Genomic DNA, 26235 nt, shown 5'->3' with positions numbered 1-26235 from the left:
CCCCCTTGACCGTACTTTTGCGTTACATGAGTAAAAATGACTTTATAGGTAGAAACGTACGACTGGGGTGATGCGGGTGCGCGGGCGCTCCTGGTCGGATGACCCTCCGGCCGGCCGCTGGCCGGTGGACGGATCGCCATCCTCGGACCAGGACGGCACGGTGCGCCACTCCGAGGTGGATCCGCCCCGTTCGGCCGATCGGCGGCTCGCCGGTGGAAGCGCCGGCATGCCGACCCCGTCCCGGGGCGAGTGGCTGGACGCCCGGCTGCTCCCGCTGCGCCGTCGCCGAAGTGACACGACGACGCGGATGCTCCGTTCCCCCAGCGAGGGTTCCCCCACCGAGCTGGTCTACATCCGCCGCAACGGTGCTTCTTGCGACGCGCGTGGCGGCCCGGTCACAGGCCCCGCCGGGGACCGGGCGGACCCGGCGCGGGCACGTCCGGACGGTGCCACCACGACCGTGTTCCATTGGCACGGGCGGCAGGCCCCGGCCGGTAAGGGGCTGGACACGCCGGACACGAACGTCCTGGCCTGGGGCGTGCCGGCTCGGGGCGTGCCGGCCTGGGACGGGTCGATCTGGGACGTGCCGGCCCGGGACGTCCCGGCCTGGGACGGGCAGGTACCGGACGCGCGTGTTCGGGCGGACGACGGCGGTGGGCCTGGCCCGGGTCGTCCATCTCGCGTCGCCGGTTGGATCACCGCGCGCCCCGGGGGCCGAGCCGGCCGAATCCCGCGTCTCCCGCTCGTCGCGGTCTCGATCGCGGTCGTGCTCGCCCTGACCGCCTGGGTTCTGGCGCCCTCCGGAGGACACCCCACGGACACAGCGGCCGGCGGCCCGACGTCCGCCCCGCCGACGCCGCCCCCGCCGCAGTCGCCGCCCGCGCGGTCGCCGGGCTCCGGCCTCTCGCCCGCACCGGGGGTCCAGCCGCCGGTCACCGCGCCCCGGGTACAGCGGGCCGCCACGACCGGTGAGTTTCCCACGGGGGTCGCCGTGCACACGTTGGCGCAGGCGAACCGCTGGGCGGAATTCCGTGGCCGGCCCAACGACGTCGTCGTCATGTACACCGAGCGGTCCAGCTGGCGGGCGATCGTCGAGCCCTGGATCGGGCGCGACGCCTCGCCCTTCGCCGGCTTCTCTGGCATATGGGTCATCAGCCAGCCGCTCTTTCCAGACCAAGGGCCGGAGAAGGGCAACCTCGCCGACTGTGCGGCCGGCCGCTACGACGCCGAGTGGCGGCAGTTCGGCCGCTGGCTGGTGAGCATGGGGCGGGGCGACTCGTTCGTCCGGCTGGGCTGGGAGTTCAACGGGCTGTGGTTCGCGTGGGCGGCCACGGACCCGCAGCAGTGGGTGCAGTGCTTCCGCAACGCCTCGTCGGCGATCAAGGCCACCAGCCCGCGGGTCCGCATCGACTGGAACCTCAACGCTCACGGCTCGACCACGTCGGTCGGCGCCTTCGATCTCTACCCGGGTGACCAGTACGTCGACGTCATCGGGGTCGACACCTACGACCAGTACCCGCCGAGCCCGACCTACGCCGACTTCGACAACCAGTGCAACGGGGACGGCGGTCTCTGCCAGGTGATCCTCTTTGCGCGGACCCATCACAAGCTGTTCTCGGTGCCGGAGTGGGGTGTGGTCAGCCAGCAGGGCACCAAGGCGGGTCGGGTCGGGGCCGCGGGTGGGGACAACCCCGTCTACATAGAGAAGATGCACGAGGCGTTCGTGCGCAACGCGGACATTCTCGCCTACGAGGCGTACTTCCCCGATGCCCTGCCGAACAACGTCCGTTCCTCGTTGGTCGACCCCACCATCAATCCCATGGCGGCGGCGATGTACCAGCGGCTCTGGGGCTGATCCCTGGGGGCTGATCCAACACGATCAGCGTACGCTGCCGGTCCCGGCGCGGGGGCTAGAGAAAGAAGATCATCGCACCCACCGCGGCAGACCTCGCCAACCTCGCTGGCAAGACCAGCATCAAAACCTGAAGTTATTTTCCGGTACTCCCTGGCATCGGGCGCCGATGATCGGTGTTTACCCGGGTAGCTGCCGCCAGATTTCGCGCCAGCGGGTGTCGGACAGGGAAGCCGGATCGGCGCCCTCGGCACGGACCGTGCCCTCGACGGCGGCCAGCCGGTCCCGGAAGCGACGGGCGGTCGCCCGAAGGGCCCGCTCCGGATCGACGGAGGCCATCCGGGCGAGCGCGACGGCGGCTAAAGAGCAGATCACCGATCAGGTCGTCCCCCGCCGTGCCCGACCGGGCCAGTACGGCGGCCGTGGCGGCGATCTCGGTGACCCGATCGCCCGCGTCGGTCACACCCCACGCGGCCGTCCCGGTCAGCGCGAGATCCGCAGGGACGCCGATGCCGGCCGCCCGCTTCAGCAGCTTGGCCGCGAGGGACAACGCCGGTTGGGAGAGTGGGACGCCCTCGGTCACCGAGACGCGCCCCTTCTCGACCGCCTTGATCGCGTCCCAGTTGGCGACGACGTTCGCCGGACCGTCCACGACCACGTCACCGAACACGTGCGGATGACGGCGGATCAGTTTGGCCACCAGGCCGGCCGCGACGTCATCGACGTCCCAGCCGTCCTCGGCGTGCTCGGCGGCGATCCGAGCGTGGAAGAGCACCTGCATCAGCACGTCGCCGAGTTCCTCGCGCAGCTCGGTGAGATCGTAGTCCTCGATCGCCTGATACGCCTCGTACGTCTCCTCGACCAGGTACGGGGCGAGCGAGGTGTGCGTCTGCTCGGCGTCCCAGGGGCAGCCGCCCGGCGACCGCAGGCGGTCCATGACCGCGACGGCGTCCAACAGGCTCGAGCCGGGCAGCTCCCTGGTGGCCACGAGGCTCGTCACTTCGACCCCGGTCGCCCCATCGACCCCGGTCACCCTCTCGACGCCGGCATCGTTCCGTTCCCCGGATCCACTCGCCTCGTCGAGGAGGCGGTCGAGGATGCTCGGCGCAAGCGGATCGGGCAGCCAGGCGACCTCGGCCGCCGCGGGATCCGGCAGGGCGGCCCGGATGAGGGTCACCGCGCCGGCCAGACCGCCGGGATCGCCGGGATCGCCGGGATCGACGATCAGGACGGTCGCACCGGCCGCCCGCAGCGCGGCGAGCTGAGGATGCGTGGGGCTCGCGGTCAGGACGGGCACCGTGCGCACGACATCCCATGCCCGGGCCGTGAGGATTCCCGGTGCCACCCGGGGGCTGGTGACGACCACGGTGATCCGCATCAACATGTCGCCGTCCGCTCAGGATCGGGTGGTCAGGTCCAGGATCGGCGTGGGCGCGGGCTTGCTGGCGATCGAGCCCTCGGCGGCGACCACGGCGAACTGCTTCGTGTCCCAGGTACCAAATCGTGGGTTTATCGAGATGGGATCCCGGGACTCGGCCTGCGCGAGTAGCGGGCGCACCTTCGTCGCCCGTTTGTCCGCCACCAGGAACCGGGCCAGGTAGGGCTTGGCCTGCCGGTAGCTGAGGGGGATCTTCCCGATCTGATCGACGATGCTGTCGTACTGGGCGCGGGTGTCCGCGTCGGAGGCGAGGACACCCGCGCTGATCTTGTCCCCGAGCGCCGACTCGAACGCTCCCGAGCGGACGATCGTCGCCACGTCCTGTTGGGCGAAGCCCGCCGCGGCGGCTCGCTGCTCGAACGCCTTCACGCTGCCGAACTGCAGGATCGCGTACGCCTGGTAGTAGGACGCGATGTCCTGGCCGGTCAGCGAGATCCCCAGCCGCTTCGCCTCACCGGAGATCAATTCGAGCTGCACGAGTGTGGTCAGGGTTCGTCGCTGGAGTTCACCTCGGTTGAGACTCTGCGACACCGACTGCGAGGTCTGCGGGATCGGTACTGTCTCCGCGGCCTTGAGCCCACGGTCGACAATGCCGCGCAGCTGGGAGGTCCCGATGGTCTGCGAACCGACCTGGGCGGCGGCCCCGGCATGGGTCGTGCACCCGGTACCGGCGGTACCGGCGAGCACGAGGAGCCCGACACCGGCGAGGAGACGGGAAAGCTTCACGAGCCGAGACGGTATCCGTTCAGCGTGGCGTACGGTACGGCGCCCTACGCCAGGAGTCAGATCGAGGCCGCCGCGGCGGCGACTGAGTCGGCCGCGACCGCATGCAGGAGCTGGCCGACCCAGGCGAGCAGGGCCCGGTCCCGCAACGGTCGGGAGCCGATGCGCCCCGTCTCAGTCGGCGCGGGAACGAGTACGGTCCGCACCGCCGGTTTGACCACGGCGCCCCGGTAGAGCCGGGTCAGCCGGAGTGTCTGGCTCTCCCGCAGCTCCAGCGGAGCGAACCGGATCTGGCGACCGGCGGCGATGATCTCCGTGACGCCAAAGTGCCGGGCAAGAACCCGCAGGCCCGCGACGGCCAGCAGGTTCTCGACCGGTTCGGGCACCGGACCGAACCGGTCCACGAGCTCGCCACGCACCTCGTCGATGTCGGCGTCCGTGGCGGCGCCGGCCAGCCGCCGGTAGGCGTCCAGCCGCAGCCGCTCGCTCGGCACGTAGTCGTGCGGCAGGCTCGCGTCGACCGGCAGCTCGACCTTGACCTCCGGGGGCTCCTCGACGCCCTCCTTGCGGTACTCGGCCACCGCTTCGCCGACCATCCGCACGTACATGTCGAACCCGATCGAGGCGATGTGCCCGGACTGCTCGCCGCCGAGCAGGTTGCCCGCTCCCCGGATCTCCAGGTCCTTCATGGCTACGGCCATTCCGGCACCAAGGTCGTTGTGCTGGGCGATCGTGGCGAGCCGGTCGTGGGCGGTCTCGGTCAGCGGCTTGTCCGGCGGGTAGAGGAAGTAGGCGTACGCCCGGTCCCGGCCCCGCCCGACCCGGCCGCGCAGCTGGTGCAGCTGGGACAGGCCGAACACGTCGGCCCGCTCGACGATGAGGGTGTTGGCGTTGGAGATGTCCAGGCCCGACTCCACGATCGTCGTGCAGACCAGCACGTCGAACTTCTTCTCCCAGAAGGAGACCATGACCTGCTCAAGCGCGTCCTCGTGCAGCTGGCCGTGGGCGGTGGCGATCCGCGCCTCGGGAACCAGATCGCGCAGCCGGGCGGCGGCCCGGTCGATCGTCTCCACCCGGTTGTGGATGAAGAAGACCTGCCCCTCGCGCAGCAGTTCCCGGCGGATCGCCGCGGTCACCTGACGGGCGTCGTAGGCGGCGACCGAGGTCAGCACCGGGTGCCGCTCCTCGGGCGGAGTGTCGATGGTCGACAGCTCCCGGATGCCGGTGATCGACATCTCCAGCGTGCGGGGGATCGGTGTGGCGCTCATCGTGAGCACGTCCACCGCCGTGCGCATCTTCTTGAGCTGCTCCTTGTGCTCGACACCGAATCGCTGCTCCTCGTCGACGATCACCAGGCCGAGATCCTTGAAGCGGTTCTCCCCGGACAGCAGCCGGTGGGTGCCGATGACCACGTCGACACTGCCGGTAGCGAGCCCCTCCTGCACCGCCTTGTGTTCGGCGGGCGAGTTGAACCGGCTCATCGCCTTCACCACCACCGGGAACGCGGCGTAACGCTCGGAGAAGGTCTGGAAGTGCTGCTGGACCAGCAGCGTCGTGGGCACCAGCACCGCGACCTGCTTGCCGTCCTGCACCGCCTTGAACGCGGCCCGCACCGCGATCTCGGTCTTGCCGTAGCCGACGTCACCGCAGATCACCCGGTCCATCGGGACCGGCTTCTCCATGTCGGCCTTGACCTCGTCGATGGCGGCGAGTTGGTCGGGTGTCTCTCGGAACGGGAAGGCGTCCTCCAGCTCACGCTGCCAGGGACTGTCGGGAGCGAAGGCGTGCCCGGGAGCAGCCATCCGGGCGCTGTAGAGCCGGATCAGCTCACCGGCGATCTCCTTGACGGCCTTGCGGGCCCGACTCTTGCGCTTGGCCCAGTCGGCGCCGCCGATGCGGTCCAGGCTCGGCGCGTCACCCCCGACATACCGGGTGATCTGTTCAAGCTGGTCGGTCGGCACATACAGCCGATCGCCCCGGGCGTACTCCAGCAGAAGGTACTCCCGCTGGGCGCCCGCGACGGTCCTGGTGACCATCTCGACGTAGCGGCCGACGCCGTGCGCGTCGTGGACCACCATGTCCCCCGGGAGCAGGGCGAGCGGGTCGATGCCCTTGCGCCGCCGGCTCGGCATGCGCCGCATGTCCTTCGTGCTCACCCCGCGGGCATCCGCGATGTCACTTTCGGTAAGAACGGCGAGGCGCAAAGTATCGCTGGTGAAGCCGGTGGCGAGCCGACCGCAGGTCACCATGGCGACGCCCGGAGTGAGCGTGGCCTCCTCGGCGAGGCCGGCGCCCAGGTCGGCGTCGCGCAGCATCTCCACCAGGCGCTGCGCCGGACCGTGCCCCTCGGTGACCAGCAGCACTCGCCAGGACTCGGCGAGCCAGCCCTTGACGTCGGCGATGACCGCCGCGGTGTCCCCGTGGTAGATCGGTGCGGGCCGGAGGCTGGCGACCACCGTGTTGTCGCCGTACTCGGTCCCGTCGTAGACGGCGCCCGCCAGCCCGGTGCCTGCCGGCTCCCGGTCGATGCCTACCGGGGCCGACATGAAGGGAGTGACCGACCACCACGGCAGGCCGAGATCCTCCGCACGCTCGCGGACCTCGGTGATCGATCGGTAGGCGGCCGCGCCGAGATCGATCGTCGCGCCGCCACCCAGCGCCGCGACGCTCCACGACGCCTCGAGGAACTCCTGGCTCGTGCGCACCAGTTCGCTCGCCCGCGAACGGACCCGTTCGGGATCGCAGACCAGCACGTGGGTGCCGGCCGGCAGGTCGTCCAAGAGCAGTGACATGGCGTCGACGAGTACCGGGGCGAGCGCCTCCATCCCCTCCACGGGGATGCCGTCGGCGATCTTGTCGAGCAGGTCCAGCAGCTCCGGGTGGCGCGTCGCGAGGTCCGCGGCCCGCGCCCGCACCTGCGCGGTCAGCAGCAGTTCGCTGCACGGCGGCGCGAACAGGACACGGCCACCACCGGTCGCGCCATCATCCTCCGGCAGCGCCCGCTGGTCCGCCACGGAGAACCGGCGGATGTCCTCGACCTCGTCGCCGAAGAACTCGACCCGCAGCGGATGCTCCTCGGTGGGCGGGAAGACGTCGAGGATGCCGCCGCGCACGGCGATCTCGCCGCGCCGCTCGACCAGGTCCACCCGGTGGTAGGCGATGTCCACCAGCCGCGTCACCACGCCGTCGAGGTCGGCCGTATCGCCCTCGGCGAGGGTGACCGGTGCGAGCTCGCCGAGCCCGGCCACCTGGGGTTGCAACACCGCACGGATCGACGCGACCACGATCCGCAGCGGTGGCCGACCGGTGCTCGCCGGATGCGTGAGCCGGCGCAGCACGGCGAGGCGCTGCCCGACCGTGTCAGCCCGGGGGGACAGCCGCTCGTGGGGCAGGGTCTCCCAGCTCGGGAAGACCGCGACCACATCGGGACCGAGCAGGCTGCCGAGCGCCGATGCCAGATCCTCGGCCTCCCGGCCAGTAGCCACGACGGCGAGGACCGGCTGGTCGGCCCCGACCGCCAGGGCCGCGGCGGCGAAGGGCCGCAACGCCGCGGGACCAGCGAGGTCGAGGACCGGTTCACCGACCGCGCCGATCGCCCGGCCCAGGGCAGGGTCCCCGCCGGGACGGGCGATCAGCGCGTCGAGCAACGGCGCGAGGGTCATGGGGTGCGTCCCTGTGCCTCTCGGTTGGTTGGGATCCGACTCCGACTGGTTGGGATCGGACGACGTGACACGGCAAGGCCGATCCGGCCCTGATCTACCGCCCGGCCCCGCTCCACACGACGCTTCCGCCCGGCGATGCCCCGGTCCGCAGGCGCCGGGTCAACCTCGATACCCAGTCGATCTCGATACCGGATCAGGCCCGATACCGGGCCAGCCTTAATACCGGGCCAGCCCCGATACCGGGCCGACCTTGATCGGCTCAACCCTGTCGGCACAGACGATATGTCCAGCCTACGACAACCTTCCCACCCGCCCCGGCAACCCACCCTCCTCCCGTTCGGGCCGGCGCCGTGCCCGTCGGGGCCGCGGTAACGTGCGCGTCCAGGCGAACGCGGGGCCGGTCAGGTGGAAGCCGAGGGCGCAGCTGCAGGGTCGCACCGGCGAGCGCGACGGCCCCGACGTGACGCATCTCACGTTTCCGGTAACGCGTTCCGGTCGGTACCGGACGACGGACGACACGCTCGGGCGTCCCGCGCTCCCCCGCCTCGGCAAAGGGGGCGCCGCATCGCCGATCGACGTACAGTCGATTGCCTGGCGTCCGGTCCGGTTGTCCAAATCGTCCGGTCCGGTCGTCCAATATCTACCTTAACGTAAGGGCCGAGTTGTCCACCAAGCGCCGTGGTGTTTCGGGATCGAACACGACCCGTGGCGACGTTTACCAGATCGGGGACGTTGCGGAGCGGGTCAGCCTCTCCCTGCGAACAGTCCGCTACTATGAGGAATCGAGGCTTCTCATGCCGGTAGGTCGGACCGTAGGGGGATTTCGTCTCTACGACGATGATGCCATCGAGCGGCTGCTCCTCATCAAGAAGATGAAACCGCTGGGGTTCACCCTGGAGGAGATACGGTCGCTGCTGGCCCTTCGCGACGAGCTCGCCGAGCCCGACCTCGCCGCGGACGCCCGGGCCGAGCTCCAGGAACGGCTTGGCACCTGGGTGGTACTCGCGGAGGAAAAGCTCTCTACGCTTCGGGAGCAGGTCAGCGTCGCGGAGTCGTTCGTCGGCGGGCTGCACGACGACGCGAAACGGTCGCGCGGAACCGCCTGATCCGCGGACACCGATCATCGCACTCACCGCGGTGGGCCTCGCGAATCTCACCGGCAAGACCAAGATCAAAACCTGAGGTTATTTTCCAGCAACTCCCAGGGGATGCTCCACGCTGCGCCGGAGGCGTCGTGGGCTGTCTGTTGGTTATCTCAGAGAGGTCGCCGGAGGCGACTGAACGGAGACTCCGTACGGCGCCTGGTGCCAGGGGTCCCCGCACTGCACCGAAGGCGCCGTGTGGGGGAAGGCTAGCCTCTGAGGGCATGGCTGCCATCCCACGTAAGGCGCTGGCCGACGTCCGCCAGATCGCGGCGCGGCGGACGGCTCCGATCGTCCTTGAACTTGATCTGACGGTCGACCCGATCGAAGGCGCCCCCACCGACCCGATCACCCTGGCGCTCGCCCGGCGCCGGACGACCCTGCGGGATGTTGTCGAAGGCCTACGGTACGCGACCGAGGATCCCCGGGTGTCCGTCGTAGTCGCGCACATCGCCGCCTGCGGGATGCCGCTGGCACGTATCCAGGAGATTCGCGCCGCGATCGCCGCGTTTCGTGCGGCCGGTGGCACCGCCATCGCCTACGCGGACACCTTCGGGGAGTTCGGGGGCGGCACGGCGCCCTACTATCTGGCCTGCGCGTTCGACGAGATCTGGCTCGCCCCGCCCGGTGACTGCGGCCTGACCGGTCTCGGGATGGAGGCGCCGTTCCTGCGAGGATCGCTCGACCGGCTCGGCATCTCCGTCGAGATCGGCCAGCGGTACGAGTACAAGAACGCCGTCAACACGCTGGTGGAGCGGGACTTCACCCCGGCGCACCTGGAGGCGGTCAGCCGGATCATCGAGTCCAGCTCCGACCAGATCGTGGCCGGCATCGCCGAGGGACGCGGGCTGTCCACCGACCGGGTCCGGCGTCTGATCGATCTCGGACCGCTGGCCGGGTCCGTCGCGCTCGACACCGGTCTCGTCGACCGTCTCGGCTACCGCGACGAGGTGTACGCGGCGGCACGGGAACGGGTGACGCGGGGGCCGTTGGCCGGATTCGAGGATGATGGGGAGGGCGCGGGCCGGGACGATGCGCGCCGCGGGCCCGGCGCGGAGCCGGTTCTGATGTACGCTTCCGCCTACCGGCGGTCCGTCGAGTGGTGGGAGAAGTTCCCGGCGCGCCGCGTAGCGGCGCTGGCGGCCGGCGGCCCGGCGGCTTTCTTCTTCCGCGAGGTTCCCGATGATCGGGACGGCTCCCGTCCCGACGGCGCCGGGGAGGCTCACCTCCACCCGGACGAGGCCGCGGGCATCGGGACGAGTGCGCTGGCCCCCTCCGTGACGGCGCCGCATCGCGACCCGAAGAAGGCGGTCATCGCGCTCATCCACGGGACCGGGCCGGTCGTCCTCGGACACGGTGCCCCGGGTCCGTTCTCCGGGCCGGTGCTCGCCGCGGAGGCCACCGCGGCGGCCTTCCGCTCCGCCGCGCGTGATCCCGCGGTGGCGGCGGCGGTGTTCCGGGTGAGCAGCCCTGGGGGTTCCTACGTCGCATCCGACCTGGTCCGCCGGGAGGCCGAGCGGTTCCGGGCCAGCGGTCGGCCGCTGATCGTCTCGATGGGTGACGTGGCGGCCTCCGGTGGCTACTTCGTCGCCCTGGCATCCGATGCGATCGTGGCGAACCCCGGCACGCTGACCGGCTCGATCGGGGTGTTCGCCGGCAAGCAGGTGATCAGCGGCCTGCTCGACAAGGTGGGAGTGGGCTTCGGTGCCGTCGCGGAGGGTGAGCATGCGCTGATGATGTCGCCGCGGCGGCCCTTCACCCCGGGGGAGCGGGAGAAGCTGGAGGAGTTCCTGGACCGGGTCTACGCCGACTTCGTCGACAAGGTAGCGACCGCTCGCGGGCTGTCCCGGGACCAGGCGCACCAGCTGGCCCGCGGCCGGGTGTGGACCGGCGCGGACGCCCATGCGCACGGCTTGGTGGACGTCCTCGGCGGGTTGGCGCAGGCGATCGAACTTGCCTGGTCGCGCGCCGGTCTGCCGGCCGGTGAGACCCCGCGGGTGCGGCTGACGCCCAAGCCGTCGGTGCTGGAACGGGTCCGGTCGCCGAAGTCCAGCGAGGACCGCGGGGCCGCCGCGTCCGTGGCCGGGTCGGTGGCCGGGTCCGCCCTGGGCCTGCTCGGCCCCGGTCCCGGTGCCGGCTTCGTCCCGGGCTGGGGGGCGCTGGCACCGCTGGCGGCGCGGCTCGGTCTGCCCTCGGCCGGTCCGCTGGTCATGCCGCCGATCGGGCGGATCGGTTAGCCGGTCCGCACCGGTGGCCCACAACGAACTCGCCGGCCTGTGGGATGCGTGACATCGCCGTCCGCGGGAGGATCGACGCCCGGGTGCCCGACGGCCAGGCAGGCGGTGGAATGACCGTCGGGTGGCCGGTGAATGGACGCGCCGCGGGTGAATGGACGCGCCGCGCCGGGCCGGGACCGGCGTCGCGTCGCCGTGGGGCGACGGTAGTCTCGCAGCGACCGGTTTCGTCCGGACGGCACCGCTCGTCCCGCGCTGCGATCCGCGGCAGGCCATCAGGGTCTGCCCCGGTGGCCTGCCGCGGTGTGGTGGCTTCCGGTCACCGGCCCGTGGCGGTCCGCTGCTGCCGCCGCGTCATCGTTCCGTGTCAGAGCGCATACCGGAGGTCGAAGCCGTGCCGTCCATCGAGGCCGTCGGAGCCCGCGAGATCCTTGACTCGCGCGGTAACGCCACCGTCGAGGTCGAGGTCGTTCTGGAGGACGGCACGCTGGGCCGCGCCGCGGTGCCCAGCGGGGCGAGCACCGGCGCCTTCGAGGCTGTCGAGCTGCGCGACGGGGACAACCGCTACGGCGGCAAGGGCGTGACCAAGGCCGTGGCCGCGGTGATCGACCGGATCGGTCCGGCGATCATGGAGTTGGAGGCCACCGAGCAGCGTCTTCTCGACGCGACGCTCATCGACCTCGACGGCACCCCGGGCAAGTCGGCCCTCGGCGCCAACGCCCTGCTCGGGGTCAGCCTGGCGGTGGCCAAGGCGGCGGCGTCGTCGAGTGGCCTGCCGCTGTTCCGGTACCTGGGAGGCCCGACCGCGCACCTGCTCCCGGTGCCGATGATGAACATCCTCAACGGTGGTGCCCACGCCGACACCAACGTCGATATCCAGGAGTTCATGATTGCTCCGATCGGCGCGAGCACCTTCGCCGAGTCGCTGCGCTGGGGTGCGGAGGTCTACCACGCGCTCAAGAGCGTGCTGAAGGCGCGGGGCTTGGCGACCGGTGTGGGCGACGAGGGCGGCTTCGCGCCGAGCCTGCCCACCAACCGCGAGGCTCTCGACCTCATCGCCGAGGGGATCGACAAGGCCGGCTTCGCCCTGGGGACAGACATCGCCCTGGCGTTGGACGTCGCCTCCACCGAGTTCTACGCGGACGGGTCGTACGCCTTCGAGGGCAACTCGCGTAGCGCCGAGTACCTGAGCGACTACTATGCCGAGCTCGTCTCCGCATACCCGATCGTCTCCATCGAGGACCCGCTGGCCGAGGATGACTGGGACGGCTGGGTGGCGCTCACCGAGCGGCTCGGTGGCAAGGTGCAGCTCGTCGGGGACGACCTGTTCGTGACCAACCCGGAGCGGCTGGCCCGCGGGATCGCCTTGAATGCCGCGAACGCCCTGCTGGTGAAGGTGAACCAGATCGGCACGCTGACCGAGACGCTTGACGCGGTGAACCTGGCCCACCGTAGCGGCTACCGGGCGATGATGTCCCACCGGTCCGGCGAGACCGAGGACACCACCATCGCCGACCTCGCCGTCGCGGTCGACTGCGGTCAGATCAAGACTGGCGCCCCGGCGCGCTCGGAGCGGGTCGCGAAGTACAACCAGCTGCTGCGCATCGAGGAGGAACTCGACGACGCGGCCCGGTACGCGGGCGCCGCCGCGTTCCCCCGCCACGGGCAGGCCGGCTGATCCCATGCCGCCGCGGAACACCGCGCTGACCACGAGGGCGACCCTGCTCGCCGTCGTGATCTGCGTGCTGGTCCTGACCCTCGCTTATCCGCTGCGGCTGCACCTGCAGCAGCAGGCCAAGCTCTCCGAGCTGAGCCGGACCAACGCGCAGGCCCAGGCGAGGGTCCATGAGCTGCGGGCGACGGTCGAGCGATACGACGACCAGGCCTGGGTCGAGGACGAGGCGCGCCGTCGGCTGCATTACGTCAAGCCCGGTGAACGGGCGTACCTGATGCCGATCAAACCGGCACCCACCAAGGACGGCGACGAGACCCGCGGCGGGTCGTCCGGGGGTTCGGCCTGGTACGCCCGGCTCTGGTCGGAGATCTCGACGCCGTAGCGGTCACGGGGCGGGAGCCCCGGCCCCGGTGCGGCGAAGGGCGAAGGAACGGTCCTGGCGGACGGTGATGACGGCGAGGGGGCGAGCATGGTACCGGCGGTGACGGCCGAGGATCTCGAGATTGTGCGCTGTCAGCTCTCCCGCGAGCCGCGAGCCGTCCTCGCGGTGGCTCATCGCTGCTCGTGCGGTCTTCCCGACGTGGTCGAGACCGCACCGCGGCTTGCCGGCGGCACCCCCTTCCCGACCCTGTACTACCTCACCTGCCCCCGGGCCGCGTCGGCGATCTCGCGGCTGGAGGGGGCCGGGGTGATGCGCGAGATGACAGCCCGGCTGGCGGAGGATCCGCGGCTCGCCGCCGCCTACGCCGCCGCCCACCGGGACTACCTCGCCCGGCGCGACGCGCACGAGGTGCTGCCCGCGGCCCCGAGCGCGGGTGGCATGCCCGATCGGGTCAAGTGCCTGCACGTCCTCGTAGCGCACAGTCTCGCCGTGGGTCCGGGAGTCAATCCGTTCGGTGACGAGGCCCTTGCGGCTGTTCCCGACTGGGGGCGGCAGGGGCTGTGCGTGGCCGGTGGCCGATGTCCGGGCGTCGACGAGGCCCGCAGCCCGGACCCGCCCCAGGCGACGGACCGACCGGCAGTCGTTCGACAGGGGATCCGATAGGGGACCCGACGGAGGATCCGATAGAGATCCGATAGGGGATTTGACCGGGGAGGAGAGACCGTGAGTCGGGTCGCCGCGATCGACTGTGGAACCAACTCGATCCGTCTGCTGGTGGCGGACGTCGAGGGATCGACCCTGTACGAGCTGGCCCGCCAGATGGAGATCGTCCGGCTGGGGGCTGGGGTCGACCGGACCGGTGAGCTCGCGCCGGAGGCGCTCGCCCGCACCTTCACCGCGCTGCGGGACTATGCCGAGCAGATCGAGCGGCTGGGAGCCTCACGGGTGCGGATGGTCGCCACGAGCGCGACCCGCGACGCGCGCAACCGTCATGAGCTCGTCGCCGGGGTCCGCGCAATCCTTGGTGTGGACCCCGAGGTGATCAGCGGGGACGAGGAGGCGGCCCTGTCCTTCGGTGGCGCCATCGGTGACCTCGTCGGCCGAGCCGGTTCGTTGGACGCCGGTTCGCTTGCCGGTTCGGTCGAGGGCACGCCGACGGGGGCGGGCGCGGCGGGATCCGACCCGGTCGCCACGCCGATCCTGCTCGCCGACATCGGCGGCGGCTCGACCGAACTCGTCCTCGGGGACGCGAGCGGGGTGCGGGCCGCCCGCTCGGTGAACGTCGGATGCGTGCGGCTGGCGGAGCGGCACCTGCACGATGATCCGCCGACCGGCGCGCAGGCCGCGGCGATCGTTGCCGACGTGCACGCGGCACTCGACATCGCCGCCCGCACCGTGCCCCTGACCGAGGCGGCGACGCTGGTCGGCGTCGCGGGGACCGTCACCACGGTCGCCGCCCTCGCGGCTGATCTCCCCGAGTACGACCCGGCCCGCATCCACCTGTCCGTGACGGCGGCGGAGCAGGTCGCGCAGGTCACGGACCGGCTGCTGAGGATGACGCACGACCAGCGCGCGGCCCTGCCGGTGATGCACCCGGGTCGGGTGGACGTTATCGCCGCCGGCGCGCTCGTGCTGCGCACCCTGGTCGAGCGAACGGGCGCCGCGGCGGTGGTGGCAAGCGAACGCGACATCCTCGACGGGATAGCGATGGCCCTAGCCGCCGCGCCGGGCGCCCCGGCCACCGGGCTCGAGCGGGCGGCGTTGCCCGTCACCGCCGGCCCGTCGGTAGCCGGCCCGTTGGTATGAGGACCGTTGGTATGAGGACCGGCTGTACGCGGACCGGCGGGGCGGGGTGACGGGCAGGACGGGTGGCCCGGTCCGGTCACGGGGCCCGGTGCGGCCGGGAAGCGGTTGGCCGGGGGACCTCGCCGCCGCCGACACACCGGTCGCAGCCACGCCGGCCGAGGCCCGCGCGTTGGCCGCCGACGCGACGGGCAGCCGGGAGCTCGATGCCCGGATGTCCGTCTGCCGGGCCTGCCCGCGCCTGGTCACTTGGCGGGAAGAAGTCGCGGCGGTGCGGCGGGCGGCCTTCGCCGAGCAGGCCTACTGGGGGCGTCCGGTGTCCTCGTTCGGCCCGGGCGACGCCCGGATCCTCGTCGTCGGTCTGGCGCCCGCGGCCCACGGAGGGAACCGCACCGGACGCATCTTCACCGGGGACCGCAGCGGCGACTGGCTGTTCGCCTCGTTGCACCGCGTCGGGCTGGCGGCGCTGCCGACCTCGGTGTCCGCCGGGGACGGTCAGTGTCTGACGGCCACGCGCATCGTCGCCGTCGTCCGCTGCGCTCCGCCCGCGAACAAGCCGACCACCACGGAGCGTGACACCTGCCGGCCCTGGTTGGTGCGTGACCTCGAGCTCGTCCGGCCCACCCTGCGGGTCATCGTCGTCCTCGGTGGATTCGCCTGGTCCGCCCTGTGGCCCGCCCTGGCCCAGGCCGGATTCCCGGTTCCTCCGCGCCGGGTGTCGTTCGGGCACGGCGTGCGGGCCGAACTTCCCGTATCCGGGGTGTCGGTCGTCGGTTGCTATCACCCAAGCCAACAGAACACCTTCACCGGCCGGGTCACCGAAGTGATGCTTGACACGATTTTTGGCACGGCGGCGGCGCTCGTGGAAGTGGTTGAGCGGGCCGGGTAAGCCTTTGTCCTTGTGGCCGTCGACACAGAAGGTGAGCCGGAACACGGTCCGGACGCATCGGCACCACGGGCCGAAGACCGCCGGTATTCGTGTCCTGCGTCACGAAAAAAGCTGGGCGGCCAGCCCGGGACCGGGGTGTAACACGGCCCTCGTGGGTACGTTTTTGCCATGGGCTATGGGCAACCACCGCACATCCTCATCGTCGGCGGAGGATACGTCGGCATGTACACGGCCCTGCGGCTGCGGCGGAAGCTGCGCCAGGGCGAGGCATCGGTCACAGTCGTCGAGCCCAACTCGTACATGACCTATCAGCCTTTCCTCCCGGAAGCGGCGGCCGGCAACCTTGAGCCACGGCACGTGGTGGTACCGCTACGTAAGGTCCTGAAGGGCTGTCGGGTTGTCAGTGGAAGCGCGCTTCAGGTGTCGCATGGGACACGGACCGCTGTGATCCAACCATCCCTTGGCGAGAGATTTGATCTTAAATACGCCATCTTGGTGATGTGTCCAGGATCGGTAGCGCGAACCCTTCCGATCCCGGGGCTCGCGGAGCAGGGCATCGGCTTCAAGAGCGCGGCCGAGGCCATTTATCTCCGTAATCAGGTCATCAGCCGGTTGGACGCGGCCGCCTCGGTGACCGATCCCGCGGTCCGGCGCCGGGCGCTGACCTTTCTCTTCATCGGTGGAGGATATGCCGGAATAGAGGCTCTTGCCGAGTTGGAGGACATGGCCCGCGATGCGTGTTCTTTCTATCCTGATCTGGAACCGACGGATATGCGGTGGGTCCTCGTTGAAGCCGCCGGCCGTATTCTTCCCGAGGTTTCACCCGGAATGGGGATTTATACTCTCCGGCAGCTCGAGCAGCGGGGTATCGACGTTAGGTTGAACACGCGGGTCGAGAGCCTGGTCGGTGGGCGGGTTGTACTGAATAACGGCGAGAAGTTCGACGCGGGCACCATCGTGTGGACGGCCGGGGTGCGGGCGAACCCGATGCTGGCCGACACGGATCTGCCCCTGGACGATCAAGGTCGGGTGCGCGCGACCGTCTTCCTGCAGGTCGACGGGGTGGGTGACGCGTGGGCCGCGGGTGACTGCGCGGCCGTGCCCGACCTGACCAGGGGCGAGGATGTCACAACCAGTCCCTCGGCCCAGCACGCCGTCCGCCAGGCCCGCCGGCTGGCTCTCAACATCCTCGCCGAACTGCGCGGCGAGCCCATCGAACCGTACGAGCACAGCTATGCCGGCAGCGTGGCGTCCCTGGGCCTGCATAAGGGTGTCGCCGAGGTCTATGGGGTCAAGCTGCGCGGCTGGCCCGCCTGGTTCATGCACCGGACGTACCACCTGGGCAGGGTTCCCACCCTCAACCGCAAGACCAGGGTGGTCGCAGACTGGTCGTTGGCACTGTTCTTCCGCCGCGAGATCGTCTCGCTCGGATCCTTCGCCGATCCCCGGGCCGAGTTCCGCCGAGCGGCGATGCCGCCCGCGTTCGCCGCGGCCATCTCCCCAGGCACGCCCGGCACTCCGGCCACGACGGCTACGACGGCTACGACGGCCACGACGAGCGGGCGGAACGGGACCACTCGCCCCCCCGCTCCCGGTGCCCCCGCGCCCGCCGTCGCCGCCGGCTCGGCCGGCGATGCCGAGGGCGGTGAGGCCGCGTCCCCGGGTGAGGATGTTGTCCGGGCCGCACCGGCCGGCAGGATCTCCCGCGGCCGGTGAATCGTCCCCCGGTCGCGACGGTTCACCGGCCCTCGTGGCTTCGCGGCACTTAGGTGGGGGTGTTTTCCCGCGTCTCCGCTCTGGCCGTCAAGACCAAACCCGACGGCGGGCCCGCCTTTTAGCGATCTGGGTTGTCCACTGATCGAAGGGGATGGCGAACAGTCGGCATCCTCGTCACGATGAGTCACGCTTTCGGTCGTGCCGCCATCTCCGGACCACTTTTTCCGCATGTGTTATTCCCAGACCCTACGTAGCGTGGTAGAAACATCAGCGATGTAGACGAGCCGGTGTATCCCAACTGGTAGAGGAGGCTGTCCTAAAAACAGCTCGAGTGTCGGTTCGACTCCGACCACCGGCACAATCCTTTCTCGGTCGTCCGGGCATCTGACCGATGAACCGCGGCCGACGAGGGGAAGGCTTCGTCGCTGTGAGGATGCGCGTGGGCGTGCGTCGCGATGTCTTGTCGCCGTCCACCGTGTCCGGTGCGCCGGGAACTCCTGCGTCCCAAGGAACGTTCCATACGGTGACGTAGGCTGTAGTCACCGAGGGTGATGCCTCCCCGGAGGCGACCGAGAGGAGCCGGCTCCATGGCCGACCTTCGTTCCTCGAACCCCGCGTTCCGTCGTGGTGGTTTCGCGTCTCCTCCCACGCCGACCCCCGAGGAGCTGGCGAGCCACTACCGCCAGCCCACCACCCTCACGATCGACGACGTCGTCGTGCACACGCTGGGGCTGTTCGCGCTGCTGGCGGCCGGTGGCGCGGTCGGCTGGGCCCTCGCACCGGACTTGCCCGGCATTGCGCTGGGGCCGGCCTCGTCGCCCTGACGATCAGTCTGTTCGTCTCGTTTCGCAACCTGATCAGTCCGCCGCTCATCATCGCCTTTGCCCTGATCGAAGGGGTGGCGGTCGGGGCGGTCTCGCGCTACTACGAGGACACCTTCAACGGCATCATCCCACAGGCCCTGCTCGGGACCGGTCTGATCTTCGTCGCGATGCTGGTTGCCTACCGTAGCGGCCGGCTGCGGGCCACCCCCCGGATGGCCCGCATCGTGTTCGGCGTGCTCCTCGGGGTCGTGCTCCTCGGCCTGACCGACCTCGTGATCAGGGCCACCAGTGGAAGCCACCTGCCGGTGATCAACGATGCGACGCCGCTCGGCATCCTGTTCAGCGTGCTCGTGCTCGTGCTCGTGCTCGTGCTCGTGCTCGTGCTCGTGCTCGTGCTCGTGCTCGTGCTCGGCGTCGCGAGCCTGCAGTTCATCCTCGCCTTCGACTACATCGAGCGGGCGATCGAGTCCCATGCGCCGCGTTCCGAGGCGTGGCGGGCGGGATTCGGCCTGCTGATCGGCTTCGTCTGGGTCTACCTGGAGATGCTGCGCCTGCTCTCCAAGCTGCGGCAGTAGCGCGCGGGTCCGTCGTGGGGCCGAGGCCCCGCCGACGATCAGGTCAGGGCGGGCAGGGTCAGGGCGCTCTTATGCAACGGTGTCCTCAAGCCTGGTCCTCAGCCGGAGACGTCCGGCCCCGCCGACCGCGGAGTGATCTGGATGATGCATCGCTGATCGCGGATCATCGCCGCCCGGTAGTTGTCCCAGTCGGGATGCTCACCCGCGATGTCTCGGTAATAGGCGATCAGGAGGTCCATCGCCGCCGGTAGCCGGATGACTTCGGCGGTTCCGTTGATCTGCACCCAGGGCCCGAAGAACTCATCGGGGAACACACAGATCCGTACGGTCGGATCCCGCTCGATGTGGCGGATCTTGTAGGCGGTGAGCCGGCTGCTGATCTGCAGATGCCCGTCGGTATCCACCCCGACGGTCACCGGTGACATCTGGGGCGTGCCGTCCCGGCGGGTGGTGCTGAGTACCGCCCGGTAATGATCGCGTACGAACTCCGTGGCTGCGTCGAGGTCCATGTAGTCATTGTGATGTGCCCGGTGGCCGACCCGGCGCGTCAACGGTGCGGACCGCGTCCGCGTCCCGCGCCGGGTACCCGCGCCTTACCTCGATACCTCACCGGGCGGCCGAGCCTGCGCGCTCGACGCTGCCGAGGTGCCGACGCTGCCGAGGTGCCTACGCGCGGATCGCCCGCCGCCGCAGATCGGCCTCATGGACCAGGGCCGCCGCATAGCAGTGCGGCAGGTCGTGCTCGGCCCGCAGCCAGTTGACGCGCTCCGCGAAGCGGAGCAGGCCGGGTCCGTCGTCGAGCCGATCGAGCCAGTGGTTCACGTCGTGGCCGGTTGCCTTCGGTATCCGTTCGATGAGGATCTGGTGGGTCTGGGCGGAGCGGTTCAGCGACATGCGCGTCTCCTGAGATGAAACCCGACGTCAACGGACCATGTCTGGAGGGTGCCCTATACCACAGTAGAGAGCAAGACCCGTTCCCGTCATCGTCAGGTATCCTGCCCGGATGTCCGACGAGGTCCGTGATCTCACCCGTGAGGTCGGCCTGCTGATTCACCGCCTTCGGTGCTGGTCCGGGTCATCATGGGATGTTCCGGTGGAATCCGGTGGCACCAGGGCGGAGCGGGCCGTTCGGCTGCTCGACGAACTGGCGTCGCTCGGCGAGCGGGCCGGCACGGGAGTGCCGGCCGGCGCTCGTCCACCGCGGCTGGCGCCGCACGCCCTGACCGACCAGCTCGCGGTCCTCGCCGACGATCTGGTCGCCGCGATCTCGGTGTCCGGTGCGGCGGCGCCGTCCGGTCGCGAGGTCCTGGCCGCCGCCCGGGTCGCGGTGCTGGCTGCCCGCCGGGATCTGGACGGCGCGGGCTTCGGGTTCCGCCCCCGTTGAGCGTTCGCTCGGTCCGGCCTCCGCCGGTCGCTCCGATCGTCGTTCACCGCAGGTTCCACGTGCTGCGCACGGTCTCCAGAATGTGTCCCGCGGCGATCCGCGCGCCGTCGAGACTCAGGTGCACGCCGTCACGGGCCCGGGCCAGGACGGTGTTACCGTCCGTGCCGGTGAGGTAGTCGCTGTACGCGCCGTTCTTCGACAACCACGGGGTGAGGTCGAGATATCGGGCTCCGACCACCCTGGTCGTGGCGTCGAGGGTCGCCTCGTTCAGTCGGCGGAAGTAGCCGTTCAGCTGGTCCGGCCGGGCCGGCGGGAGGCTGAGCCACAGCACTCGGCGGGCCCCGTCGCCGCTCCAGATCCGCATCACGACGATGGCACGCCGTCGGTACTCGGCGGCCCACGCGTCCGATCCGGCCGGCAGGACGGTTCCGTCCGGAAGCGTGATGCCCTGGCCGTCGTTCCCGCCCATGGCGACGATCACCAGCTCCGGGTTGCGCTGCGTGATCTGCGCCCGGGCATGGGTGGCCCAGTCGAAGAAGTCGGGCCGCACCAGGCCCGTGCCGAACCGCGTCTCGGTCTGTGCCCGGATCGTGGCGGGCGCACTGTTCATGATGGTCGGACCGAGTGATTCTGTCAGCGAGTCCCCGGTGACCAGGACGCGCAGCGGATCGGCCGCGGTCGGGTGGCGCGGTGGCAGTGGGGAGCGGTGGGAACCGGCGGCGCCCGGCCCGGAGGCGCCAGGGTGATCGGGCTCGGCTTCAGCCCGACTGGCCGCCGATGCCAGCTCGGAGAAGGTGCCGCCGGGCTTGGCGTCGTGACCGAACGCGCGCGACAACCACCGGTCCGGTTCGTCGAGGTGGACGGTCCGGGTGATCCGTTCGATCGGCCGGGCCATGCCCAGCACGAGCGTGCGGGTGAGTCCTGGGCGCATGCCCTCGCCCCCGTGCACCATCGCTGAGGCGCGGAGCACCGCCAGCAGACCCAGGGTGACGGCTACCAGCAGGAAGGCCTGCCGGGCCCGGACGACGCCGGTGGTCGCCGCGGGTGCGGTCGCCGGTGGCCCCGGTGGCGCCGGATCTTCACGCTCAGTCATCGTCCCTCGGCTTCGTCGGCGCAGGTCACAGATGCCCCGGAATGTGATCAGGCGTTGTTGTTCGATTACCTTAAGTCAAGGCTCCGCTCTCCGTCGCTCGTATCGTCCGGCCTGGGCGGCCCCGGCCGGGGCAACGCTCCGGCTCCGGCACTGGCTTCGGCACCGGGATCGGGACGGGGAGAGCAGGCGAGCGTGACTCAGAAGTGGAAGTAGATGAACGGCGCGACGTCCTGCGGGCCGACGATCGCATAAATGATCATGATGCTCAGGGTGAGCAGCGCGATCTGGGCGCCAAGGCGCAGTTGGGCGAAGGCGACCTGCGCGTGGATCCACCAGGCGCGCGGGACGGCGGCGGTGGCCAGTCCCACCCCGATGGCGGCGAGGACCGTCGGAGTGACCAGCGGCGCCGGTCCGCCCGCGGTGAACAGCCGGACGGCGAGCTCGCGCGCCGTTGCCAGGTCGGGCGCTCGGAACAGGACCCAGGTGGCACACACGAAGTGGAAGACGGCCAGCCGGCCGGCCCAGGCGCGGATCGGGTTGGGGGCCGCTTCGGGAAGTGAGGCCTGTGTGGCGGTGATCGTCCGGCGGCTCGCCGTGGTCGGCGTCCCCGCGGGGCTGTCGGCGGTGCTGGAGCCGGCAGCGAGACCGGGACCAGCAACGGCGCCGGATCCGCCAGGGGAAAGGACCGGTGCGGGGCTCTCCGATCCCGGCCGGGGTAGTGGCATCGCGGAGAGCCCCGCCGATTCGGCCTGTCCCGTGATCTGCTCCTGTCCTGTGACTCGGGCCTGCCCCGTGGCTCGTGCCCATTCCGTCGCCCGGATCCGGTCCGCCCGTCGGGCACGTATCCGGCGTTCGGTCACCAGGCCACCGCCGTGCAGCGATCCCCACAGGACGAACGTCCAGGCGGCGCCGTGCCAGAGACCACCCAGAGTCATGGTAATCATGATGTTGAGGTAGGTGCGCCGACGCCCCTTCCGGTTCCCTCCGAGCGGTAGGTAGACGTAGTCCCGGAGCCATCGGGACAGGGTCATGTGCCAGCGGCGCCAGAAGTCCTGCAGGGTGGTGGCCGCGTAGGGACGGTCGAAGTTATCCGGGAAGCGGAAGCCGAGCAGGAGGGCGATCCCGATCGCGATGTCGGAGTACGCCGAGAAGTCACAGTAGATCTGCACGGCGTAGCCGTAGACGGCCGTGGCGATCTCCAGCGACGAGTGCTGGCCGGGCGCGTCGAAGACGGGGTCGACGAGGCGCGAGGCGATCAGGTCGGCGAGCACCACCTTCTTGACCAGGCCGCCCACGATCAGGAACACGGCCCGGGTGGCTTGGACCTGGTTCGGGTCCCGTGGCGTGGCGAGCTGGGGGATGAACTCGCGCGCACGCACGATGGGACCGGCGACCAGGTGCGGGAAGAACGTCTCGTACACGGCGAAGTCCAGCAGCGACGCGGGTGCGCTGGTGCCGCGATGGACGTCGATGACGTAGGACAGCGCCTGGAAGGTGAAGAACGAGATCCCGATCGGCAGCGCCACCTGGAGCAGGGGCAGCGATGTGGGGAGACCGATCTCGGCCAGCGCGCGGTCCACCGACAGGGCGAAGAAGCTGTAGTACTTGAACCAGCCGAGCAGGCCGAGGTCGCAGACGATCGCGGCGATGAGGATGCGGCGGTCGCGCCAGCGGTGGATCGCGACGGCGGCGCCCTGGTTGATCAAGGTGGAGGCCACGATCAGCAGCACGAAGCGCGCGTCCGCGAAGCCGTAGAAGAAATACGACGCCCCGAGGATGAACGGCTTCCACAGCCTCGGCCGGGGCATCAGCAGCCAGGAGATCGCCAGCACCACGACAAGGAACGCCGCAAACTCGATCGTCGGAAAGATCACGTGTGCCCGTCCGGTGGGGTTGCCCAGCAGGATTATCGCTATAGGAGGTCGAGTGACTACCTAAAGTAGTTGACGGGTGGGGTGTTCGCCGCTCGACGGCCGCGCTGCCGGCATCCGCCTGGCCCTTTCGGGTGACATCCGGCCGATTGCCGGCGGAACTCGTGCGCCGGCGCCATGGGATGGCTACCTTCCGACCATGGGCATCGTCTCGGTCAACGGCATCGACCTCGCCTACGAGATCCACGGCGACGAGGACGGGTTGCCGCTGCTCCTGATCGGCGGCCTCGGGCAGCAGCTCGTAGGCTGGCACCCGGACCTGCTGGCCGCGCTCGGCCGTCGCGGTTATCGAACGATTATCTTCGACAACCGGGACGTGGGACTGTCCACTCATCTCGACCAGCTCGGTCGGCCCGACCTGGCAGCGATCCTGAGCGGTCGCTTCGACCTCGCCCCCTACCGGCTCGAGGACCTGGCCGCGGACGCAATCGGCCTGCTGACCGCCCTCGGAATCGAGTCGGCGCACCTGATGGGCAGCTCGATGGGTGGCATGATCGCCCAGATCGCGGCCCTCGGGAACCCCGAGCGGGTGCGCAGCCTCACCTCGATGATGTCCCATCCGGGTGACCACCGGGTGCAGCCGACCGCCGAGGCGATCGCGCTGTTCCTGCGGCCGGCGCCGGCCGACCTGGAGGAGTTCGTCCTCGCCGGGCACGAGGCACAGGAGGTCCTGGGCTCGCCGCTGTTCGAGCCGGACGTGGCGTGGCTGCGGCGGCGGGCCGAGATCCAATGGGGCCGTCGCCCGAACCCGGTCGGGGCTATGCGCCAGATCGCCGCCGTGCTCGCGGCGCCCGACCGCACCCCCGGGCTCGCGCGGCTCCCGGTCCCCACCCTCGTCGTCCACGGTGACGCGGACCCGCTCGTCCCGGTCCTCGGTGGTCGGTTGACGGCTGCGGCGATCCCGCTCGCGGAGCTGCTGGAGATCGACGGGATGGGGCATGAGCTCCCCCGCCAGGTCTGGGGCCGCATCCTGGACAAGCTTGACGATGTCGTGCATCGCGGGGAGGTCGTGCATCGCGGGGGAGTCGATCGTCGCGGGACGCTCGCGCAGGCGAGCTGAGCGCCGACCCGCCCGGATCGTCGCGGTGGCCCGGCCGAGTCAGGTCCCGGGTTTTATGACCATGGAAGCAATGATCAGTACCCAGCAGGCGGTGCTCACGGCGACACCCCCCATGATTGGAAGGGTACGCCGATGCGTGTCACCGCCCGCGTCGATCTCCTTGACGGCGTGGGCGAGCCCGGGCGCGATTATGCCCAGCGAGATCCCCGTGGCCACCACCCACAGCACGAGGGCACCCGACAGCCAGGGGTCGCCCAGCGACCGCACGCTGCCGAATGATCCCTGATTCACCAGCCCGAGGCCCGTCACGACGATGAGCAGTGAGGCGAGCGTGAGGGCCCGGATCATCCGCACGCACAGGCGCAGGATCGGCAGGGCGCCGGCCCCCAACCGCAGCAGGCGCGGGGTGACCACGGTGATCAGTGTCAGTGGACCGATGACGAAGACCCCGACGACGACGTGCACGGTCAGGAGGAGCCCGAAGCTGCCCGAATGCGGCATGCACAGAAGGTATCGATCGTCGTCAGCCGGCTGTATCCCGGGGGACGGCGATCCGCTAGAGCCGGTAGGACTGATAGTAGAGTGACTTCACCACGTCGCCGAAGTGAGTTCCGTATAGCTTGTCGTTGACTCCGGCATAGGCGTAGCTGATCACCCCGTTGACCCAGCCGTGCCCGGAACCGAGCCGGCCGAGGCCGGTGAGCAGTGGCCCGCCGCTGGCGCCGGCCGTCATGCGGCAGGCGACGCCGATCGACGGGCTGCCGTAGGGGTCGCCGAAGCCGGGGCCGGCGCAGTAGACGAGCTGGCTGCCGTCGTAGGGGGGCAGCCGCGGGTAGCCGAAGGTGTACTGCGGATACGTCCCCGGAAGATCGAAGGCGATGCCCTGGGACCCGACCGTGTCCTCGAGATGACGGCCGCGGGACGGGGACGGGTTGAACAGGGCGAAGCCGGTGTCGACGTCGAAGTCGCCCCGATGGGCCCAACCGGACGTCACGGTGAGCCGGCGGGCGGTCCAGATGCCGTAGGGCATCGCGCCGTTGTCGAACCCGGGGATGAAGATGACGTTCCGCGCGAACTGTTCCCCGGTACCGCCGTGCACGCAGTGCCCCGCGGTGACTACGAGGTCACGACTGGGGCTGGACACGACGCTCGCGGAGCAGGCGTAGTCACCGCCGCCGATGGTGGCGAACAACCGGCCGGTGGTCGTGGTCACCAGCCCGCCCCGGGTGTAGGGCATTCCGGCGCTCGGGGGCGGGGGAGCGCCGCTCGCGGCCGTTTCGGAGCCGCCGACGGCAGGCGGGGCCGGCCCGGGACTGAGGGGGGCGGCATCGGCATGGTCGTTCGTGCGGGCCCCGAAGGCTCGGGCCCGCCGCTCCGCGCTCCAGTACCGTTCGACCTCGCGCTGCTCGGCGAGGGTCACCGCCCCCGGCGCCGAGAGGAGCTGTCCCGCGGTGGATCCCGGGTACGTGGCGGCGATCGGCGCGCCCCCTCGCCCGGTGGCCGATGCCGCCTGGGCGGGGCTGGCCGGAAGGGCCGCGGGTGCCAGCGCGACGCCCGCCGTCAGCAGGATCGCGACGGCGAGCCTCGATCGCGCGGGCGGGCGTGGGCGGGCTCGGGTGGCGCCGGGTACATCCGTCGGCGGGAGTGGTCGGAGGCGTGCCGCGCCCGCCCGCCCCTCGCACTCCTGGTCTGCACTCCGTGACGTCACGACAGCGCAGAGTAGCAGCACCGTCGCCTTCTGTGGCGGCTCGCGGGCGTTGTGGGACGGGTGGGTCGGCGGGCAACACCTCCCGGCCTCGTCGACCCATCTCCATGGGTCGGCTGGAGAGGACTGTAGGCGTAAGACAGCTAT

At 70.5% G+C, this 26235-nt stretch carries 20 protein-coding genes, 1 tRNA gene and 1 pseudogene; 13 read left to right on the top strand and 9 right to left on the bottom strand.

The features are described from left to right. Nucleotides 1–160 precede the first annotated feature (160 nt). Nucleotides 161–1855, top strand: coding sequence for a glycoside hydrolase family 26 protein (locus AC08OU_RS04140; RefSeq protein WP_476604398.1), 1695 nt, complete (start codon nt 161–163; stop codon nt 1853–1855). A gap of 133 nt (nt 1856–1988) precedes the next feature. Here AC08OU_RS04140 and AC08OU_RS04135 read toward each other — a convergent pair whose 3' ends face one another. The 3 genes from AC08OU_RS04135 to mfd are packed head-to-tail and all read right to left on the bottom strand — an operon-like array spanning nt 1989 to nt 7675. Next, complete coding sequence (locus AC08OU_RS04135; RefSeq protein ID WP_476599110.1) at nt 1989–3236, bottom strand: nucleoside triphosphate pyrophosphohydrolase; 1248 nt, start codon at nt 3234–3236, stop codon at nt 1989–1991. A 12-nt stretch (nt 3237–3248) separates the two neighbouring features. Further along, on the bottom strand, nt 3249–4016 hold the full coding sequence (locus tag AC08OU_RS04130) for a SurA N-terminal domain-containing protein (RefSeq protein ID WP_476599108.1): 768 nt from the start codon (nt 4014–4016) through the stop codon (nt 3249–3251). Nucleotides 4017–4072: 56 nt separating this feature from the next. Beyond that, nucleotides 4073–7675: a transcription-repair coupling factor gene (gene mfd / locus AC08OU_RS04125; protein WP_476599106.1), complete on the bottom strand. Its 3603-nt coding sequence runs from the start codon at nt 7673–7675 to the stop codon at nt 4073–4075. Nucleotides 7676–8337: 662 nt separating this feature from the next. Between mfd and AC08OU_RS04120 the strand changes: the two genes are divergently transcribed. The 10 genes and pseudogenes from AC08OU_RS04120 (at nt 8338) to AC08OU_RS04075 (ending at nt 18915) form a co-directional block, all read left to right on the top strand. Next, the gene (locus tag AC08OU_RS04120) at nt 8338–8781 is read left to right on the top strand and encodes a MerR family transcriptional regulator (protein WP_476599104.1); all 444 of its coding nucleotides are present in this window, start codon (nt 8338–8340) and stop codon (nt 8779–8781) included. A gap of 260 nt (nt 8782–9041) precedes the next feature. Further along, the gene (sppA, locus tag AC08OU_RS04115; RefSeq protein ID WP_476599102.1) at nt 9042–11054 is read left to right on the top strand and encodes a signal peptide peptidase SppA; all 2013 of its coding nucleotides are present in this window, start codon (nt 9042–9044) and stop codon (nt 11052–11054) included. Nucleotides 11055–11445: 391 nt separating this feature from the next. Then, on the top strand, nt 11446–12729 hold the full coding sequence (eno, locus tag AC08OU_RS04110) for a phosphopyruvate hydratase (RefSeq protein ID WP_476599100.1): 1284 nt from the start codon (nt 11446–11448) through the stop codon (nt 12727–12729). 4 nt (nt 12730–12733) lie between these two features. Beyond that, on the top strand, nt 12734–13108 hold the full coding sequence (locus tag AC08OU_RS04105) for an FtsB family cell division protein (RefSeq protein ID WP_476599098.1): 375 nt from the start codon (nt 12734–12736) through the stop codon (nt 13106–13108). A gap of 87 nt (nt 13109–13195) precedes the next feature. Then, entirely contained in the window at nt 13196–13771 is a 576-nt protein-coding gene (locus AC08OU_RS04100; protein ID WP_476604397.1) for a DUF501 domain-containing protein, read from the top strand. Between the two features lie 60 nt (nt 13772–13831). Further along, nucleotides 13832–14914, top strand: a complete 1083-nt coding sequence (locus AC08OU_RS04095) for a Ppx/GppA phosphatase family protein (RefSeq protein ID WP_476599094.1) — start codon at nt 13832–13834, stop codon at nt 14912–14914. Nucleotides 14915–15002: 88 nt separating this feature from the next. Beyond that, nucleotides 15003–15800 carry a uracil-DNA glycosylase gene (locus tag AC08OU_RS04090; RefSeq protein ID WP_476599092.1) on the top strand — a complete coding sequence of 266 codons (798 nt, stop codon included), beginning with the start codon at nt 15003–15005 and terminating at the stop codon, nt 15798–15800. 168 nt (nt 15801–15968) lie between these two features. Next, on the top strand, nt 15969–17516 hold the full coding sequence (locus tag AC08OU_RS04085) for an NAD(P)/FAD-dependent oxidoreductase (RefSeq protein WP_476604396.1): 1548 nt from the start codon (nt 15969–15971) through the stop codon (nt 17514–17516). A gap of 283 nt (nt 17517–17799) precedes the next feature. Further along, a tRNA-Leu gene (locus AC08OU_RS04080) sits at nt 17800–17874 on the top strand. 229 nt (nt 17875–18103) lie between these two features. After that, a pseudogene (locus tag AC08OU_RS04075) lies at nt 18104–18915 on the top strand (Bax inhibitor-1/YccA family protein). A gap of 98 nt (nt 18916–19013) precedes the next feature. On the opposite strand, the gene AC08OU_RS04070 reads toward AC08OU_RS04075, so the two are convergent. Together AC08OU_RS04070 and AC08OU_RS04065 are read right to left on the bottom strand one after the other, a co-directional pair. Further along, complete coding sequence (locus AC08OU_RS04070) at nt 19014–19424, bottom strand: PPOX class F420-dependent oxidoreductase (protein ID WP_476599292.1); 411 nt, start codon at nt 19422–19424, stop codon at nt 19014–19016. A 157-nt stretch (nt 19425–19581) separates the two neighbouring features. Next, on the bottom strand, nt 19582–19809 hold the full coding sequence (locus AC08OU_RS04065) for a DUF4287 domain-containing protein (protein WP_011438288.1): 228 nt from the start codon (nt 19807–19809) through the stop codon (nt 19582–19584). A gap of 199 nt (nt 19810–20008) precedes the next feature. Here AC08OU_RS04065 and AC08OU_RS04060 point away from each other — a divergent pair, with 199 nt between their 5' ends. Further along, nucleotides 20009–20299, top strand: a complete 291-nt coding sequence (locus AC08OU_RS04060; protein WP_462203408.1) for a hypothetical protein — start codon at nt 20009–20011, stop codon at nt 20297–20299. Between the two features lie 43 nt (nt 20300–20342). Here the strand turns inward: AC08OU_RS04060 and AC08OU_RS04055 are convergent, their stop codons facing one another. Together AC08OU_RS04055 and AC08OU_RS04050 are read right to left on the bottom strand one after the other, a co-directional pair. Further along, entirely contained in the window at nt 20343–21392 is a 1050-nt protein-coding gene (locus tag AC08OU_RS04055; protein ID WP_476599289.1) for a DUF459 domain-containing protein, read from the bottom strand. Between the two features lie 197 nt (nt 21393–21589). Continuing rightward, complete coding sequence (locus AC08OU_RS04050; protein WP_476599287.1) at nt 21590–23266, bottom strand: MBOAT family O-acyltransferase; 1677 nt, start codon at nt 23264–23266, stop codon at nt 21590–21592. Between the two features lie 196 nt (nt 23267–23462). Between AC08OU_RS04050 and AC08OU_RS04045 the strand changes: the two genes are divergently transcribed. Next, nucleotides 23463–24383, top strand: coding sequence for an alpha/beta fold hydrolase (locus tag AC08OU_RS04045; RefSeq protein WP_476599285.1), 921 nt, complete (start codon nt 23463–23465; stop codon nt 24381–24383). Between the two features lie 39 nt (nt 24384–24422). Here AC08OU_RS04045 and AC08OU_RS04040 read toward each other — a convergent pair whose 3' ends face one another. Continuing rightward, the gene (locus tag AC08OU_RS04040) at nt 24423–24884 is read right to left on the bottom strand and encodes a hypothetical protein (RefSeq protein ID WP_476599283.1); all 462 of its coding nucleotides are present in this window, start codon (nt 24882–24884) and stop codon (nt 24423–24425) included. A 55-nt stretch (nt 24885–24939) separates the two neighbouring features. Next, nucleotides 24940–26112 carry a trypsin-like serine peptidase gene (locus tag AC08OU_RS04035; RefSeq protein WP_476599281.1) on the bottom strand — a complete coding sequence of 391 codons (1173 nt, stop codon included), beginning with the start codon at nt 26110–26112 and terminating at the stop codon, nt 24940–24942. Nucleotides 26113–26235 lie beyond the last annotated feature (123 nt).

This window comes from Frankia sp. CcMO1, from assembly GCF_977945845.1.
Note: the sequence above shows the minus strand (reverse complement) of the source record. Positions and strands in the feature narration are given on the sequence as shown.